The organism is Pararhizobium antarcticum, from assembly GCF_001885585.1.
In the GTDB taxonomy this organism is placed as follows: Bacteria; Pseudomonadota; Alphaproteobacteria; order Rhizobiales; family Rhizobiaceae; genus Pararhizobium; species Pararhizobium antarcticum.
The window spans coordinates 79,194-95,346 of the sequence record NZ_LSRP01000071.1 but is presented as its reverse complement, the minus strand read 5'-3'; the positions used below and the strand labels follow the sequence as shown (position 1 = coordinate 95,346).

Here is a 16,153-nt window from a genome sequence, read left to right as displayed (position 1 = left end):
TTCAGAAAATCGACGCGCACGCATGAGACCCCCGCTCGGGCTACGCCCTCCCGGACGTCTCATGCGTGCGCCACAAGTGGCCTGGTTTTGCTCCGCCGCCTGGCCGGATTTTACTCCGGCGTTGACACCGATCATCCGCTTTGACGAAATGTCAGGTTTCATGAATTTTCCAACCAGAAATGCGGCCAATGCGCTTTCCGCAATGGGCTTGTCGTAGAAATAGCCCTGCACCTGATCGCATTGCAGATCGACCATGGCAGCGGCTTGTTCTTTCGTTTCAACGCCTTCGACTGTCACGCTCATGGCCATGGAGTGTCCCAGCATGATGATCGTCCGCAGGATATTGAAGGCCTCCGTTGTTCGTTCCTTTGACGTCACGAGGAAGGATTTGTCGATTTTGATTTTATCGAACGGAAACCGCCACAGGTAGGACAGGCTTGAATAGCCTGTACCAAAGTCGTCCATGGCAATCGAAACACCCAGGGCCTTTAGGCGGCGCAGATCGCGCATGACGATGCTTGATTCGTCGAGGAGAGCGGTTTCCGTAATCTCTACCTGGAGCCGCGCCGGCGGAAGCCCTGTCTCCTGCAGGGCCGACACGATCATGTCGACGACATCGCCTCGATGCAGTTGCAGTGGAGAGAAGTTGACGGCAAGAACAACATCCTCAGGCCAGGTGACAGCCGCGGCGCAGGCGCGCTGCAAGACCCAGTTTCCAATATCCTAATCAGCCCAAGCTTTTCCGCGACCGGGATGAACAAGACCGGAGAGACGGGATCCCCGTGTGCGTTGCGAAGCCGGAGCAAGGCCTCAAAGCAGGTGATTTTCGTCCCCGTCACGTCATATTGCGGCTGGTAGGCAAGAGAAAACAACTTCTGCTCGGTAGCGGATCGCACGAGACGTTCAAGCGACAGGCGCTGCTTCTGCGCCAGTTCCATGTCTATCGAAAAAATACAGGCGCGATCCTTGCCCTCCAGCTTTGATGCATGCAGCGCAATATCGGCAGCCTGCATCAGACGAGGCTCATCGTTTCCGTGGGTCATGGCAATTGCACTGCCGACAGAGGCGCTGAGCTGGATCATATGTCCGTCGAAGCTAACGGGCGCGTGAAGCTGTTGAATGATGCGCTCCGCATAGGCATTCACGGATTGCGGGTCCTGCGCGTCGGGTTGAAGAATGACAAATTCGTCGCCACCGCTGCGACCGACGCTGCCATCGGCGCCGGCAAGGGCGACAAGTCTCAAGGCCATGGTCTTGATCAGATGATCACCGACATGGTGTCCATAGGCATCATTGATCGCCTTGAATCCGTCCAGATCCGCTTTGTGAAGTGCAAAGCGTGCTTTCCGGACGTTTAAAAACGCCTCATCCACGATGCTGGAAAAGGCTTGGCGGTTCTTCAGTTTCGTCATTTCATCATGATCAGCAAGAAATACGATCGTCTCGTCGAGGGTCGTGAGGACGGTTCTGAAAACGCCGTTGGCCAGAAAGACGGCTGCGGCCGCCACAGCAACGACAACGCCAAGAGCCCCGTAAAGCCTGGACTGAAAGCCCTCGATCCGCTGGACAAGAAGCGCATCCAGTTGAATGATCGCCCCCTGGAAGAGAGCCGACAGGCCCTCCTCCAACTCCGCCTTCAGTGCGGCTCCATCGGCAGCCTCAGTCAATCGCATGCGGTCCGGATGCGCAAAAAAATTCAACTTCTGGCTGAGTGTCTCCAGACGCTCGCGCAACTCGACCGTCATGCCTCCGGGGATGCTGGCTCGGAGGGACGCGGCATAGGCTGCATTGAGGGATTTAACCGCGTCTCTCAAACGAACCGCCTCGATCAGGATTCGGGTTGAGATGGCATTGGCGTCGCCGCCCTGTTCGTCGCCGTCGTCACGGGCTGATTGCAATTTCTGCATCGCCAACAGGATGACAGGAATTCTGATCAGGACGGCATCCATAAGATAATAGCTATCAAGATCCGGGTCGAGGATCAGATTGGACTGGTCTCCGATACGTGTAATCAGCGCTTGAACAGAATCGCTCATCGCAGCCTGATCTGCCGCTGGATCCACTAATGTGAGCGCAACCGCATCGGAAAGTGTTTCGGAAGCAAAGACCGCATCGAAATTTCCGCGTTCCCCAAGAAAAGCGGCGCCCGTGTTGGCGCCCGGTAATCTCTCTGTCGTTTTGCAACAGTCAAACAGGGGAACGACAATCTTGAGATAGGCGACACCCAAACGCTCACGTTCTGCAAAGGCAATATCCTTCCGGCTTTGGCTGATGAACAGCCATCCCAACAGGAGGATCGGGACCAGCAGGAGTGCAATCACTGAGACGAAACGTATTCGCTTATCCTGGCTTTTCATGTCGAAACCTTGCGGCGAAATTGAGCAAATTGACCGGACAAGATGCGTTTCCACCGATGCTGGCCTGCCATCCACCCGGCGGCCATGACGCTTCCAGAACGTGCAGACAGGCGTGAACGCGCCTCGGTGTCTTGGCGTTGCCCATGGCGTGTTGCGATGTGAACGACGGCGTGTAGATGCAAGGCCTGCACGGAACTCGCGAAAAAGAGTCCGGTGTTGATTCTCATTGTCGATCCGAAACCGGCTTCATGACGGAGCGACTAACCCATCTTTTCGGACTGGCCAAATTTGACGGATAGATGTTTATAAGTCTTTAAGAATATAGCAAGAATAGCAAATTGTTGCTGGAAGTAGCCTGGATTGGCAGGCTGTAAATGAGAGTTGCTGCATTCAATCTGGCAGTCCGCCTGACACAAGCTATATTGCCTAGTGGCATCCGGCCAATATCGAGATGAAGGGGGGAAGGATGGACAAACAGCCAGAACTGGAACTGCGGACAAATGGCTCTGAACACGTCGTGCTCGCATCAAGCCCCTATCGATGGCAGGGCCTGACCCTCAATCACGGCTCTGTTCAAGACGAAACTGGCTACGAGTTTTCCTGGAAAGGAGACACGCACTATCTGGCCATTCATGACCTGGTCTTGCGCGACGGGGAGATATCCGTTGATGGCGAAAAGGCGGTGCCCGGCGGCGATCTGCGCGACAGGCTGACCTATCTTCCCAAGGCATCGTCAGCCGTCGGATGGGCCCTCCCGCGCAAACGCGACAACAGCTTTACAACGCTTTTCTTCGAGCCAGACATACTTTCAGACGAACTGGAGCGCGGGTTCATCCCCATGAGCAGCCGTCCACTCGTCTATTTCGAAAGTGCCGCACTCAGATCGACGATGGACAAGCTCCGTCGCATCATAGCCTCAGGTCGAGAAACGGATTCCACATACACAGAAACGCTCTGCCTGCTGGCCGCGATGGAAATGTCGCATGCATTGGCTGGCGAGAAGTCAATCGACATCCCGTCATCCGGCACACTGTCGCTGCGCCACCGCAATCTTCTGACCGATTTTATCGAGGAAAATCTGGGCGCCCAGATCTCCCTCTCTCACCTCGCAGAATTGACGGGTCTCAGTCGATTCCATTTCTCGAGAGCCTTCAAGAAGAGCTTCGGCACGCCACCACACAGATACATCGCGCTGAGACGCATCACAGTTGCCAAGAGCATGCTCGCCTCAAGCGATGCATCGGTCAGCACGGTCGGCAACGCGGTCGGATTTTCAGCTGCAGCACACTTCATTCGGGTCTTCAAAGAGATAGAAGGGCGAACGCCAGGAGAGTTTCGCAGAAACGCAGAGTGACGACGACTGAACGGCTCCGTCGACGCGGTCGCGCGCATGAAGCCTCCCGGAAACATGTATTCCGCTGCATCATACGGCGCTGCGGCGGCCCCTATGAGACGCTGATGCACGTCTTCCTGGAAGCCTGATTTTGAGCGCTGCAAACTCGCCCCGGAGGTTAAAACGATACCTCCGGAGCGTCTGTCCTGGTTTTCTCTATCAAGTCGCGCAGCAGGCCTTTGCGCCACCTGCGTCGAGCGACTGTGGCTCGCGGTTGTCGTGGCTCCGCATGTTCTTTCCGGCGGGCAGGTTCATGGCGATATTGCCCGCGAAGAAGCCGTTCGGCTTCAGGGTGAAGCCTGCATATTCGACCGGCATGATCGGAAAATCTTCCGGCTTGCAGACATGGGTGTGGCCGAAGGAATGCCATAGAACCACATCCGCATTTTCGATCGGGCGGTTCTGGGCGACATATTTTGGCAGTCCGTCGCCACCGGCATGGACGTTCGGATAGTCGCCTGAGGCATATTTTTCCGCCGGATCGAACGCCGTGACCCAGATGTGCTTCTTGGCGAAGCCGCCGCGCTGGGCAACCGTCGAGCCTTCCTGTGCCAGCATCAGCGGGCTCGGCATGACGATCATCTTGTAGCCCGGAGCCTTGCCGACCGTGTTCGTCTCGTTCGGGTTCTGAACTTTCCAGTAACGGCCGGTCTCGCCACTGGCGATGGCAGGTGAATCGAGCTCGCGCTTCAGCACCTTCGTCTTCGTGTCGAACACATTGCCATAGGGGTTGTCGTCGCCCCAGGGGCGCGGCACGAATTCATGTTCGGTCACGGTATTGCCGCCGCCGTCGACATCCATGTGCAGGCGCGCGTTGAAGAAATGCTGATGGGTCGGACCGCCGAGATTGTCGTCGACCATGCCGCCCCACGGGTAGGTTTCGCCCGATGCCACGGCGGCCGTCTGGATGATGCCGGTCAGCTTGGCCTCGAGCTGGATCGTGCCGTCCTGGTAGAGATACCAGTAGAAACCGTAGTCGTAATTGCCGACGGTTGCGAAGAACGAGATCACCAGCCGGCGCGAGCGGCGGACCTCGAAGATGCCATTGCGGAACTCATAGTGTTTCCACATGATGCCGTAGTCTTCCTCATGCATGCAGATGGCGTTTTTCATCACCATCGGCTGGCCGAAATCATCGGCCGAGGGCACGTCGAAATAATGGATGTGGCCAAGACAATCGCAACCCAGCTCCAAGCAGTTTGCCAGCCGGCCGAGGCCGTATTCGCCGGCGTCGAACGCACTCTTCCAGTAATGGTTGGCGGTCGGGTCCGCATAGGGCACGACCATTTCCGTCACCGAGGCGCGGAACACGATCGGGCGCAACTTGCCGCCATCCTTGATGCCGAGCTCATGCAGCACAAGACCCTCGCGCGGGGTGAAGCCAACCCGGAACGACCAGTTCTGCCATTCGACATTCCAGCCATCGACGCTAAAGCTCGGTCCTTCCGGCTGCACGATATCAAGCGGCTTCACATCCGAGCGAACGTCGGGATAGGCCTCTTGGCCGTAATTGCGTTTTTTCTTCGGGACCGGAATGATCTTCTCGTCATCGACGAGATCGACGACCTGGTTCTTGACCAGATCGACGACGGCAACCACGCCCTCGATCGGGTGTGCATAGCCATTGTCGCGCTCGTCGCCCCGCCAGTAGGATACGGCGCGAACGATGCGCTGGCCCTTCTCGAAATCATGGCCGAAATAGCCCGACGAAAACGGATCGATCTGGACGAGCGCAATATCCTCGTCGGTGATGCCGCGCTTCTTGACGGCAGCAATCCAGCGCGGGTCGGCTTTGACAGTGCCCTCGACGGTTTCGAACTCGCAGAGCATGACCGGCGGCTGGCCGTAGGGCAGGCTGTCCAGCGGCAGGCGCACATGGCTGGACACGATCCTTGCGCTCAGGTCGACAATCGACTCATGCGTTTCGCCCGTCGTAATATCGATCGAGAGCACGAAGGCCAGACGAGGCAATGGCGCCCCAAGACGATAGGCGGCGAGATCGGCTTTGACCGGCTCTTCCAGCCGGATGATCGGAAAGCGTATGGTATCGGCGAGATGCCTGGCATCCTTCAGAAGGGCGACAGCCTCGGCAATTTCCCTGAGGGTCAGCGGATCGAGGGGATGAGACTTGATTTCTACGATGGCGTCCATGGCGGACCTCCTCTTTGACTGTCGCGAGTGAACGCGGTTTGTGGTGGGCGGCGCTGTCATGCGCCGCCATCGTGCGCGCTTCAGCTGAGCGTGGTGCAGATGTCACTGAACGACATCTGATCGCCGTGAATGCAGAAAAGGGAGCACAGCCGATGGGTGTCTGCGGCCACTGCAAGGCTTGCCACGGTCAGCACAGCAAGGGTGAGCAGCAGCAATTGGTCGGACAGCGGAATGCGGTGAGAGGCGGTCATTCGAACGCGCTTCCGAGCGAAGCATAAAGCGCAGGCTTCGATTTCTTCACCTGCATCGCAAAGGCCGCGCCCGAAAGGCCGATCAGCGCGACGAGATAGGGGAAGGATTTGACGATCAGGCTCTCGCTGCCCGACAGCAGAGGAAGGTTGGAAATGACCAGCAGGAGTGACACCACCAGACCGACAAGCGAAAGGACCGGCGCAATCATGGTGGTCCAGACGCCATAGCGAATGCTGCTTGTCTTGCGGAAGTACATGACGATCGCGATGCAGACCAGAATCTGGACGGCCAGAATGCCGATGACCGCAAGGGTCGCCATCCACGAGAAGACCACGGTGTAGGGGTCGGCACCCGAAACGATGAACAGCGCAAGGACGATGGCCGCAATCGCACTCTGGGCAAGGCCGGCGACATGGGGCGAACCGTGCTTGGGATGGACCGAGCCGAGCGCCTTGAAAGCCAGCCCTTCACGTCCGAGCGCGAAGAAGTAGCGGTTGATGGTGTTGTGGAAGGACAGAACGCAGGCAAACAGGCTGGTGATCAAAAGCACGTTCATGATCTGGCTTGCCCAGCTGCCGAGCACGGCGTCCGAAGCGGTGAAATAGAAGGTTTCCAGTCCGGCAGCGGCGACCGGCTGAACGTTTGTCGGACCATAATACTGCACGATTGCCCAGGTGGAGAAGGCATAGAACACGGTGATCAGAAGCACGGCGATATAGGTCGCGCGGGGAATGGTCTTTTCCGGATTTTCGGCTTCCTCGCCAAAAATCGCGGTTGCCTCAAAGCCGATGAAAGAGCCGACGACAAAAACCAGCGCCACGCCGAGGCCCGGCGCAAAAACCGTCGATGGTGCAAAAGATGTCACGCCGAAACCTTCCGGGCCGCCGCCCATGAACAGGATGCCGACATCGAGCAGCAACAGAATGGCGATCTCGGCAATCATGCAGACGCCGAGGATCGCTCCGGAAAATGCGATGTTGCGCTGGCCGCAGATCATCACGACCACCAGCGCTGCAAAAGCCCAGGCCCACCAGGGCAAATCAAGTCCGAAGGGGGCGATCGCTCCCGCCATGAACACACCGAACAGGCCGTAAATGGCGATTTGCACGGCGGAATAGGTCACAAGCGCCATCATCGCGCCGCCAACGCCGGCGGGTTTGCCGATGCCATGGGTGATATAGGTATAGAACGCGCCGGCGCCGCCGACATGGCGGCTCATGGCCGTGAAGCCGACCGAAAACAGCAGGTACATGATGCCGGCGAGCACGAAGGCGCCGGGTACGCCTGCGCCATTGCCAAAGGCAAAGGCGGCGGGTGTCGAGCCGACCACGGCTGTCAGCGGCGCTGCTGCCGCGACGACGAAAAACACGATATGCGCGAGACCGACGGAATTTTTGGCCAGCCGGCCGGATGGCGCGGCTGCACCCTCTTTGATTGTCATTTGGAACCCCTTTTGCTTTTTAATTAGCGGCAAGGCTATGCTTGACAGAGATCAAACGAAATTGCTTTATACGCCACATTTCCGATAAAACGCGCCAGATATGCCTATAATTTAGGCGCCTTTGTCAAATGCCTTGGGGAAAGCATATCGTGTCCAGCGTATCGGCCATCCGCGCCTCTGTCCTCATTCCGATCATCGCCCACATGGAGAAGACCGGCCTGCAGACCGATGCGCTGCTGGCAAGGCATGGCATAATGCGGTCACAGATTGCCAACCCCTATGCGATGGTGCCTCTGACAGCCTACGTCTCGTTCTTCGAAGAGGCGTCCCGGATGAGCAACTCCACGAATCTGGGGGCATTGCTCGGCACGACGGTGACGCCCGGCGACCTTGGACCGACCGGCGTCCTGTTCAATATCTCCCCCACCATCCTTGACGCCATGCGCAGGGTGACGCGCTATATTTCCGCCATACAGGGCGCGACGTCGAACGGGCTTTGGCAGGAGGGCGATGACTATGTTTGGAGCTATCAGATCTCCTCGTCGAAGCTCTGGCCAAGAAGGCAGGACAGCGAGTTCACGCTATCGGTCTGTTGTCAGCTGATCCGTCTCGGCTTCTCAAGGACTTGGCGGCCGCAGGAGGTCCATTTCGAGCACCCGGCGCCGCGCGATACGACGATACTGGAGAAAATCTTCCGGGCACCGCTGAAATTCGCCCAGCCAAGCAATCGGCTCATCATGGCAGGCCCAGAAGCAGAGCGCAGTTACCGATCCGAGGATCCGGCTCTGGTTGCCGTCCTTGAACACCATATCGCCGAACTCGCCGAGAAAACAAACGCCACGGAATCCATGCGGGAACGCGTCAGTACCCTGATCAGCATCCATCTCGGCTACAGGAAAATCACGATCGCCGGCATGGCTGCTGATCTCGGCATGGCACCCCGCACGCTGCAACGCCGACTGCAGGAAGAAAACACCTCGCTTCGCGACATGGTCGAGCGGCACCGCCGCGAGCTTGCTCAAAAGCAGCTCACCGGCAATGTCGACAAAGGCAGGATCTCGGAGAGTCTGGGCTATGCAGACTCGACCGTCTTCTGGCGAGCCCGTCAGCGGTGGGGGCGGCACGATGGCTAGGGGCTGGCCTGGACAAGCCCCTTCGAGGCGCTGACTGTGCCCGATGGGATCAAGAGCATGCCTGTGATCGATGGGCGCACCATCGACACGCAGACCGCGATGGTCAATAGGATTTTGCCCTCACCGGGGTGAGGCCACCGGCCGCGGGCGGGATAGGCATCGGCCGCACCAGGATGTTATGAAGCCCGATGAGAGGGATATGATCGAAACCATGAACATTGCCGCCGTGACGATACCGATGCACCTCCAGGCGGACATCATTGCGGGAACAGACGAAATGCCGATCGTCAGACTGGAGGACGGATCCACCGTCCAGCTCAATGCCTCGTCGGCCATCGCTCTGGACTTCACCGAAACGCGACGCGCTGTTCGGCTGCTGCGCGGTCAGGCCTATTTCGAAGTCGCCAATCGCCGCGTGAGCGGTACGATCAACGCTGCCGATACCGACGCTGCACTCTCCTTCTTGAAAGAGGCGCTTGGCGTAAAGACAGACCGGATCGGCCCGCTCATCGTCATCCGGCGCTGAGGTTCAAAAAGACCTCGAGCGTGATCCGGGGCGATCCCAAAGCGGCAGAACCATTTGCGGCCATCAGCCGCGTTGACGCTGGAAAGATTGGCTTTGGTGCGCTGTCTGTCATCAGGATGGCATCATTCTTGAAATTTCGGCACAGCCGGGGCCTGCAACACACAGAATACTCGCCGAAATCGGCATCAGCCAGCCGCTTTCAGTTTACAACTCCGAGCGCGCCCGAAACGAAAACCTGACGCCCAAAAGCGCGAAGAGGGCGATGCCCCGCAGGTCGTCGCTGACACCTCGTGTCCGCATAGGCCTCAAAACCGCCGGAATATCCTGGCCACCCACATTCTCAGGCAAACCGAGCCTGCAAGCTTACAAGCGGCGCGAGACCGCGCCTGGCCGCAGCCAGGCACCCCGTCACATTACAGAACCAGACGTGCAGATCGAGGACATCATCATGTCGTTTGCCATGGCCGAATGATCGCCGGTGATACAGCAGAGGCCCGGCGTCAGCGCGAGAATGAGAAACCCTGTCGCACTTGTGCCGAGGATGCGGCTCATCCATCCTTTGCTGGCCGCCGCTTCCACAGGCGCCTCTTCCGCAGGCGCCTCGACGGCGACAGGGGTGCCGACAACCGCGCCGAATTTCGCAAAGAAATCGCCTGCCAGTTTCTTCGCCGTGCTGTCGATCAGCCTGCTGCCCATCTGCGCCAGCTTGCCGCCGATTTCGGCAGTGACCGTATAGTTCAGGATCGTCGCGTCGCCATCCGGTTCGAGCGTGACCTTGGCGCCCCCCTTGGCAAAGCCGGCCATGCCGCCCGAGCCCTCGCCGGAGATGGTATAGCCGTTGGGCGGATCCAGGTCCGACAGGGTGACATTGCCGGCAAAACTCGCCTTGACCGGCCCGATGCGCAGCGTCACCTTGGCGACCATCTCGGTATCGGACGTCTTTTCAATCGACTCGCAGCCGGGTATGCACTGGCGCAAGATGTCGACATCGTTCAGGCCAGCAAAAACCGTTTCACGCGATGCCTCGATGCGTTGTGATCCATTCATGTCCATGACTGTTCTCCCCTTATGTGTTTCTTTGGCCGCGCCGCCGGATCTCGATCATTTCCGCCACGATCGAGAAGGCAATTTCATCCGGTGTGATTGAGCCGAGGTCGAGACCTGCCGGCGAGCGCATGTCGTCCATCGCCCTGGCGTCGAGCCCGGTAGCTTCCAGATCGCGTCTCAGCGCCGCAAATTTCTTGCGCGAGCCGACAAAGCCGGTGTAGCGGCTGTTTGCGCCGAGAACCGCCTTCAAAGCCGCGCCGTCGCCGCGCCCCTGGGTCGCAATGACGATGAAGCCGTGCTGCGCGCCGTCGGTCGGCAGGTCGAAACCATCGACCATCCGGTCTGCGCTGCCAAAGGCTGCATGATCAGCGAGCGGCGCACAGACCGTGACAAAAAACCCCATGCGCCTTGCGATATCGGCAAGCGCCGCGGCGACCGGTGACGCACCAAGAACGGCCAAATGCGGGCGCGGCAGGACGGGTTCGACGAACACATCCATCGTGCCCTGGCTCGGGCACATATTGCGGGCGTAGGATACGCCGTCCCTGACGTCGCCGGGCTTGACCTGCTGCACATCGAGCAGGTCTTCCGGCTGAATGCTGATCAGCCGCGGCTGGCCGTCGCGGATCGCTTCACTGGCCGCCTTCAGAACGGCACCACGGGCGCAACCGCCGCCGATCCAGCCGGCCGAAATGCTCCCATCGGCCAGAACGACGGCCTTGGCGCCGGCCTTGGCGGCCGTGACGGAGACGGTGCGGACCACCGTTGCAATCGCAAAGGGTTCGCCACGCGCCTTGGTTTGACTGACCAGATCGAGAATATCGGAGGTGTCCTGCATGGTCAGATCCTCGCCAGATAGGGTTCGAGCGCCTTCAGGCTCTCCAGGTTATGAGCCGGCGCGAACAGATCGATGAACGGAAGTGCTGCCTTCATGCCTGCTGCCTCCGGGGCATAATCCTGCCAGCCGATCATCGGGTTCAGCCAGGCGATCCGCCGGCACCGGCGCCGCAACGCCCGCATCTCGTCGCCCAGCCGCTCGGCCGGCCCCGTGTCGTAGCCGTCCGAGACGATCATCACGCAGGTGCGCGAATGGATGCAGCGTTTCGCATGCCATCGGTTAAAGGTTGCAAGGCTGTCGCCGATGCGGGTACCGCCGCCGGTGCCCTGCCCCATCAGCGCCATGCGCTCCACGGCCCGCTGGGGATCGCGCTCCCGAAGCGCCGGCGAGATATGAACGAGCCGCGTGTGAAAGAGGAACGCCTCCGCTTCCCGGAAGGCGTCCAGCACGCCATGCATGAAGCGCAGGAACACTGCCGAATAGAGGCTCATCGATCCGGAACCATCGAGAAGCACGACCAGCCGCAGCGGCTTTTCCCGGCGCTTCCGGAACACCAGTTGCATCGGCGTGCCGCCATTGGCAATGCTCTTGTGGATGGTGCGCCGCAGATCGAGCCTCTGGCCACGCGGCCGCGCCCGCATCCGCCGCGTCATCCGTGCGCGCATGGCAAGCGCCAGGCGCTCCGCCAGACGATGGGCCTCGGCGAGATCGTCCGGATGCGTCAGGTGCCGGAAGTCGGTTTTTCCGATGAACTCGGCGCGCGACGCACCCTCGCGACGGGTTTCACCCGCCTCGACCGCGTCTTCCCCCTCACCGCGCTGGACATGGTCGGCATTGTCCTGATTTCCCAGTCCTCGCGCACCGGATGCGGCGGCCTGCACACCGTCAGGCGCCTTTTGCGGCGCGCCCGACATCCGCGTCGCGGATTTCATCCCGCGCCTCAGCCAGAAGGCATCGAAAATCTCATCGAACATCGTCCAGTCGGAGTGCCGGCTGCAGAAGAGCGATCTGAGTGCCGGACGGAACCGCGACGGACTGCTTGCACTGTCCCCGCTCATCACCGTCAGCGCGTCGCGATATTCCGCGAGACCGACGACAAAACCATTGTCGCGCAGCGTTGCTGCAAAGCCCGCCAGCTTGGCCCGCATCGACTCGCCCAGGTCAGGCTCGGTCTTTCGCAATGCGCTCATCTCACGCCACCTTTCCGAGCAGCCGCTCGGTGACCTGACGCGTCATGCGCGCCTTGTCCTCGGCCGTCTTGATCAGGCATATCATCGTGTCGTGAACCGCTTCGGGCTCGTCCTGCAGGTGCCGGATATCGAGGCCGGCAAGCGTTGCGGCCCAGTCGAGCGTTTCGGCGACGCCCGGCGTCTTGCGCAGATCTTCCTTGCGGATGAGGCCGACCATGGAAGCGATCTGCAGCGCCAGCGCCGCATCGATGCCTGGCAGTCTCGACAGGATGATCCGCGCCTCGCGGTCGACATCGGGAAAATCGACGTAGTGGTAGAGGCACCGCCGCCGCAGCGCGTCGGACAATTCGCGGGTACCATTGCTCGTCAGGATGACCCTCGGAATGGTCGTCGCCGTGATCGTTCCGAGTTCCGGTATCGACACCTGGAAATCCGACAGGAGTTCCAGCAGAAAGGCCTCGAACTCCTCGTCTGCCCGATCGACCTCATCGATCAGGAGAACCGGTGCCTTTGTCTGCCGGATGGCGGCCAGAAGTGGCCGTTCCAGCAGATATTTCTGCGAAAATATATGCTCCTCGACGGCATTGGCATCCGATCCCTCGCGGGCCTTGATGGCAAGCAGTTGCCTTTGGTAATTCCATTCGTACAGGGCCGCGCTCTGGTCGAGGCCCTCGTAACATTGCAGCCGGATAAGCTGTGTTTCATGCGCCAGCGCCAGCGCCCGTGCGACCTCGGTCTTGCCAACACCTGCCTCGCCTTCCAGAAGCAGCGGCCGCGACAGGCTGTCCATCAGCCAGAGCGCGGTCGCCAGGTCGCGATCGGGCACATACCCGACCGCGGCCATCTGAGCGGCAATCCTCTCCTGTGGAAGTTTCACTGCCATCGACTGATCCGGCCTTACCCGTGCAACCCGAGACGTTCGCCGACCTTCCACAGCCGCCACGCGTCATGCGGCATCTGGATATGGCCGGCATCGAGGAAGGCATATGCGTCGTTGACCGCATTGGAGAAACACGGCACGCCGCCGACATGCGGGCTTTCGCCGACGCCCTTGGCGCCGATCGGATGGTGCGGCGATGGCGTCACGGTGAAGTCCGTTTCCCACTTTGGCGTCTCGACGGCGGTCGGCAGGAAGAAGTCCATAAACGACGCCCCCATGACATTGCCCATCTCGTCGTAGCGGATCTCCTGGCCCATGGCGCAGGCGAAGGCCTCCGTCAGCCCGCCATGCACTTGCCCCTCGATGATCATCGGATTGATGCGCGTGCCGCAATCGTCCAGCGCGTAGAAGCGCCGCGTCTTGGCAACGCCCGTATCGACGTCGATATCCATGACGCAGAAATAGGCGCCGAAAGGGTAGGTCATGTTCGGCGGCTCGTAATAATTGACCGCCTCCAGGCCCGGCTCAAGGTTCGGCGGCGGCGCATTATAGGCCGACCAGGCGATCTCCTTCATCGTCTTGAACTTCTCCGGCAGGCCTTTGACGCGGAACCGGTCGATATCCCATTCCAGGTCGCCCTCATGCACTTCGAGCATATGGGCGGCGATCATCTGCGCCTTGGCCTTGATCTTGCGGGCGGCGACGGCCGTGGCAGCGCCGGCGACCGGGGTCGAGCGCGAGCCGTAGGTGCCGAGACCATAGGGGGCGGTATCGGTATTGCCCTCCTCGATCATGATGTCGTCGGCGGGAATGCCGAGCTCGGTGGCGATGATCTGGGCGTAGGTGGTCTCATGCCCCTGCCCCTGGCTCTTGGTACCCATCCGGGCAATCACGGAGCCGGTCGGATGGATACGGATTTCGGCAGAATCGAACATCGCGATGCCGAGGATGTCGCAATTCTTGGCCGGTCCTGCACCGACAATTTCGGTGAAGAAGGAAATGCCGACGCCCATCAGCTCGCGCGTTTCGCCGCGCTTGAAAGCCTCGCGTTTCTCCGCCTGCTCCGCCCGCAACGATGTGTAGCCGATGGCGTCCATCGCCTTCTTCATGGCCGTGTGATAGTCGCCGCTGTCATATTCCCAGCCGAGCGCCGAATGGTAGGGAAACTGCTCGGCCTTGATGAAGTTCTTGATCCGCAACTCGGCGGCATCCATGCCGAGTTTCTGGGCCAGCACTTCGATGGCACGCTCGATGGCAAACACCGCCTCCGTCACCCGGAAGGAGCAACGATAGGCCACTCCGCCGGGAGCCTTGTTGGTATAGACCCCATCGACAGCCAGATACGCGACCGGGATGTCATAGGAGCCGGTGCAGATGTTCATGAAGCCGGCCGGCCACTTGGACGGGTCGGCGCAGGCATCGAAGGCGCCGTGATCGGCCAGCACATGCACGCGCATGCCGATGATCTTGCCCTCTTTCGTTGCGGCCAGTTCCGTGGTCATGTGATAGTCGCGGGCAAAGGACGTCGTGGAGAGGTTCTCCATCCGATCCTCGACCCATTTGACCGGCACGCCCAGCACGATCGAGCCGACGACGGAGCAGACATAGCCTGCATAGGCACCGACCTTGTTGCCGAAACCACCGCCGATATCGGGCGCAATCACATGGATCTTGTGTTCGGGCAGGCCCGAGATCAGCGAGACGACGGTGCGGATGACATGCGGCGCCTGGAACGTGCCCCAGAGCGTCAGTTCGCCCTTGACCTTGTCGAACGATGCCAGCGACTGGCAGGTCTCCAGCGGCGACGGATGCGTCCGGTGGTCGACCAGCATTTCCTTGATCGTCACGTCGGCATTGGCAAAAACGTCGTCGGTCGCTTGTCTGTCGCCGATCTGCCATTCGAAGATGTGGTTGGGGTGTTTGCGCGGCCCGTGGGCGCCCACCATCTTGTCCTGGATGTCTTCGCGCAGGATCGGCGCATCCGGCAGCATCGACTTGAACGGATCGACGATGCAGGGCAGCGCTTCATAGACCACATCCACGAGTTCGGTCGCATCCGAAGCGATATACCGATCCTCGGCAATGACGAAGGCCACTTCCTGGTTCTGGAACAGCACCTTGTGCTCGGCCAGCACCGCCTGGACGTCGCCGGCCAGCGTCGGCATGTAGTGCAGGCCAAGCGGCTTGAGGTCGGCCGCCGTCAACACCGCGATCACCCCTGGCAGCGCCTTGGCGCGCGACGTATCGATGCTCACGATGCGCGCATGCGCATGCGGCGAGCGGACGAAATCGCCAAACAGCATGCCCGGCAGCTTCAGGTCGTCGACATAGGAGCCCTTGCCCTGCGTGAAGCGGATGTCCTCGACCCGCTTGCGCTTGCAACCCATGCCCTGCAGCTTTTCGGTGCGCTCGGCGCGATCGATGTCGATCTTGACTTGCTCGTTCATTCCGCGGCCTCCTGATACGGCGTCCCGTTGATCTTGGCCGCCGCATACTGGATGGCCTTGACGATGTTCACGTAGCCCGTGCAACGACAGAGATTGCCGGCAATGCCGTGGCGGATTTCATCCTCGGTCGGATCGGCGTTCTCCTGAAGCAGACGATGGGCGCGCAAGATCATGCCCGGCGTGCAATATCCGCATTGCAGTCCGTGCATCATGCGGAAGCCTTCCTGCAGGGCACTGAGCGTTCCGTCGGCATTGGCGACACCCTCGATCGTCGTGATCGCGGCGCCATTGGCCTGCACCGCGAAGGTCATGCAGCTCTTCACCGACATCTCGTCCATATCGACGGTGCAGGCGCCACAATGGCCCGTGTCGCAGCCGATATGGGCGCCGGTCAGGTTCTGCTGCTCGCGCAGGAAGTGGATCAGGAGGGTGCGCGGCTCGACGAGAGCCTCGACAGCCTTGCCATTGATGGTGACTTTGATATGCGATTTTGTCATT

12 protein-coding genes and 1 pseudogene are annotated in these 16,153 nt (G+C 60.2%); 3 read left to right on the top strand and 10 right to left on the bottom strand.

Annotated elements, in window-relative coordinates; genetic code table 11:
- Window positions 1-1,673, bottom strand: a pseudogene (locus tag AX760_RS28035) (putative bifunctional diguanylate cyclase/phosphodiesterase); the annotation flags it as partial.
- Window positions 1,674-2,823: 1,150 nt separating this feature from the next.
- On the opposite strand from AX760_RS28035, the gene AX760_RS06500 reads away from it, so the two are divergent.
- Window positions 2,824-3,711, top strand: coding sequence for a helix-turn-helix domain-containing protein (locus AX760_RS06500; protein WP_071832181.1), 888 nt, complete (start codon window positions 2,824-2,826; stop codon window positions 3,709-3,711).
- A 198-nt stretch (window positions 3,712-3,909) separates the two neighbouring features.
- On the opposite strand, the gene AX760_RS06495 is transcribed toward AX760_RS06500, so the two are convergent.
- From AX760_RS06495 to AX760_RS06490, 3 genes are all read right to left on the bottom strand, one after another.
- Window positions 3,910-5,901, bottom strand: a complete 1,992-nt coding sequence (locus tag AX760_RS06495; protein WP_071832180.1) for a primary-amine oxidase — start codon at window positions 5,899-5,901, stop codon at window positions 3,910-3,912.
- Window positions 5,902-5,981: 80 nt separating this feature from the next.
- Entirely contained in the window at window positions 5,982-6,152 is a 171-nt protein-coding gene (locus AX760_RS27080; RefSeq protein WP_175552024.1) for a hypothetical protein, read from the bottom strand.
- Window positions 6,149-7,594: an APC family permease gene (locus AX760_RS06490; RefSeq protein ID WP_071832179.1), complete on the bottom strand. Its 1,446-nt coding sequence runs from the start codon at window positions 7,592-7,594 to the stop codon at window positions 6,149-6,151. The genes AX760_RS27080 and AX760_RS06490 overlap by 4 nt, the downstream gene beginning before the upstream one ends.
- Before the next feature lie 149 nt (window positions 7,595-7,743).
- Here AX760_RS06490 and AX760_RS06485 point away from each other — a divergent pair, with 149 nt between their 5' ends.
- Window positions 7,744-8,727: an AraC family transcriptional regulator gene (locus AX760_RS06485; RefSeq protein ID WP_175552023.1), complete on the top strand. Its 984-nt coding sequence runs from the start codon at window positions 7,744-7,746 to the stop codon at window positions 8,725-8,727.
- A 199-nt stretch (window positions 8,728-8,926) separates the two neighbouring features.
- Window positions 8,927-9,253 (top strand): FecR domain-containing protein, encoded by a 327-nt coding sequence (locus AX760_RS06480; RefSeq protein ID WP_071832177.1) that lies wholly within the window; start codon window positions 8,927-8,929, stop codon window positions 9,251-9,253.
- 408 nt (window positions 9,254-9,661) lie between these two features.
- Here AX760_RS06480 and AX760_RS06475 read toward each other — a convergent pair whose 3' ends face one another.
- From AX760_RS06475 to AX760_RS06450, 6 genes are read right to left on the bottom strand one after another with little or no spacing between them, the layout of a single operon-like run.
- The gene (locus AX760_RS06475) at window positions 9,662-10,306 is read right to left on the bottom strand and encodes an SRPBCC family protein (RefSeq protein ID WP_071832176.1); all 645 of its coding nucleotides are present in this window, start codon (window positions 10,304-10,306) and stop codon (window positions 9,662-9,664) included.
- Between the two features lie 13 nt (window positions 10,307-10,319).
- A complete protein-coding gene (locus tag AX760_RS06470; RefSeq protein ID WP_071832175.1) occupies window positions 10,320-11,138 on the bottom strand; it encodes an XdhC family protein in 819 nt (272 codons plus the stop codon).
- Between the two features lie 2 nt (window positions 11,139-11,140).
- Window positions 11,141-12,328 carry a vWA domain-containing protein gene (locus AX760_RS06465; protein ID WP_071832174.1) on the bottom strand — a complete coding sequence of 396 codons (1,188 nt, stop codon included), beginning with the start codon at window positions 12,326-12,328 and terminating at the stop codon, window positions 11,141-11,143.
- Between the two features lies 1 nt (window position 12,329).
- Window positions 12,330-13,211 carry an AAA family ATPase gene (locus tag AX760_RS06460; protein ID WP_071832173.1) on the bottom strand — a complete coding sequence of 294 codons (882 nt, stop codon included), beginning with the start codon at window positions 13,209-13,211 and terminating at the stop codon, window positions 12,330-12,332.
- Between the two features lie 14 nt (window positions 13,212-13,225).
- Window positions 13,226-15,655, bottom strand: coding sequence for an aerobic carbon-monoxide dehydrogenase large subunit (locus AX760_RS06455; protein ID WP_071832172.1), 2,430 nt, complete (start codon window positions 15,653-15,655; stop codon window positions 13,226-13,228).
- Complete coding sequence (locus AX760_RS06450; RefSeq protein WP_071832171.1) at window positions 15,652-16,152, bottom strand: (2Fe-2S)-binding protein; 501 nt, start codon at window positions 16,150-16,152, stop codon at window positions 15,652-15,654. The genes AX760_RS06455 and AX760_RS06450 overlap by 4 nt, the downstream gene beginning before the upstream one ends.
- Window position 16,153: the final 1 nt, after the last annotated feature.

Excerpts from the sequence above, each read along its gene's own strand:
- AX760_RS06460 (WP_071832173.1), bottom strand. The coding sequence starts at position 13,211 with ATGGCAGTGAAACTTCCACAGGAGAGGATTGCCGCTCAGATGGCCGCG.
- AX760_RS06480 (WP_071832177.1), top strand. The coding sequence starts at position 8,927 with ATGATCGAAACCATGAACATTGCCGCCGTGACGATACCGATGCACCTC.
- AX760_RS06470 (WP_071832175.1), bottom strand. The coding sequence starts at position 11,138 with ATGCAGGACACCTCCGATATTCTCGATCTGGTCAGTCAAACCAAGGCG.
- AX760_RS06500 (WP_071832181.1), top strand. The coding sequence starts at position 2,824 with ATGGACAAACAGCCAGAACTGGAACTGCGGACAAATGGCTCTGAACAC.
- AX760_RS06455 (WP_071832172.1), bottom strand. The coding sequence starts at position 15,655 with ATGAACGAGCAAGTCAAGATCGACATCGATCGCGCCGAGCGCACCGAA.
- AX760_RS06450 (WP_071832171.1), bottom strand. The coding sequence starts at position 16,152 with ATGACAAAATCGCATATCAAAGTCACCATCAATGGCAAGGCTGTCGAG.
- AX760_RS06495 (WP_071832180.1), bottom strand. The coding sequence starts at position 5,901 with ATGGACGCCATCGTAGAAATCAAGTCTCATCCCCTCGATCCGCTGACC.
- AX760_RS27080 (WP_175552024.1), bottom strand. The coding sequence starts at position 6,152 with ATGACCGCCTCTCACCGCATTCCGCTGTCCGACCAATTGCTGCTGCTC.
- AX760_RS06475 (WP_071832176.1), bottom strand. The coding sequence starts at position 10,306 with ATGGACATGAATGGATCACAACGCATCGAGGCATCGCGTGAAACGGTT.
- AX760_RS06490 (WP_071832179.1), bottom strand. The coding sequence starts at position 7,594 with ATGACAATCAAAGAGGGTGCAGCCGCGCCATCCGGCCGGCTGGCCAAA.
- AX760_RS06465 (WP_071832174.1), bottom strand. The coding sequence starts at position 12,328 with ATGAGCGCATTGCGAAAGACCGAGCCTGACCTGGGCGAGTCGATGCGG.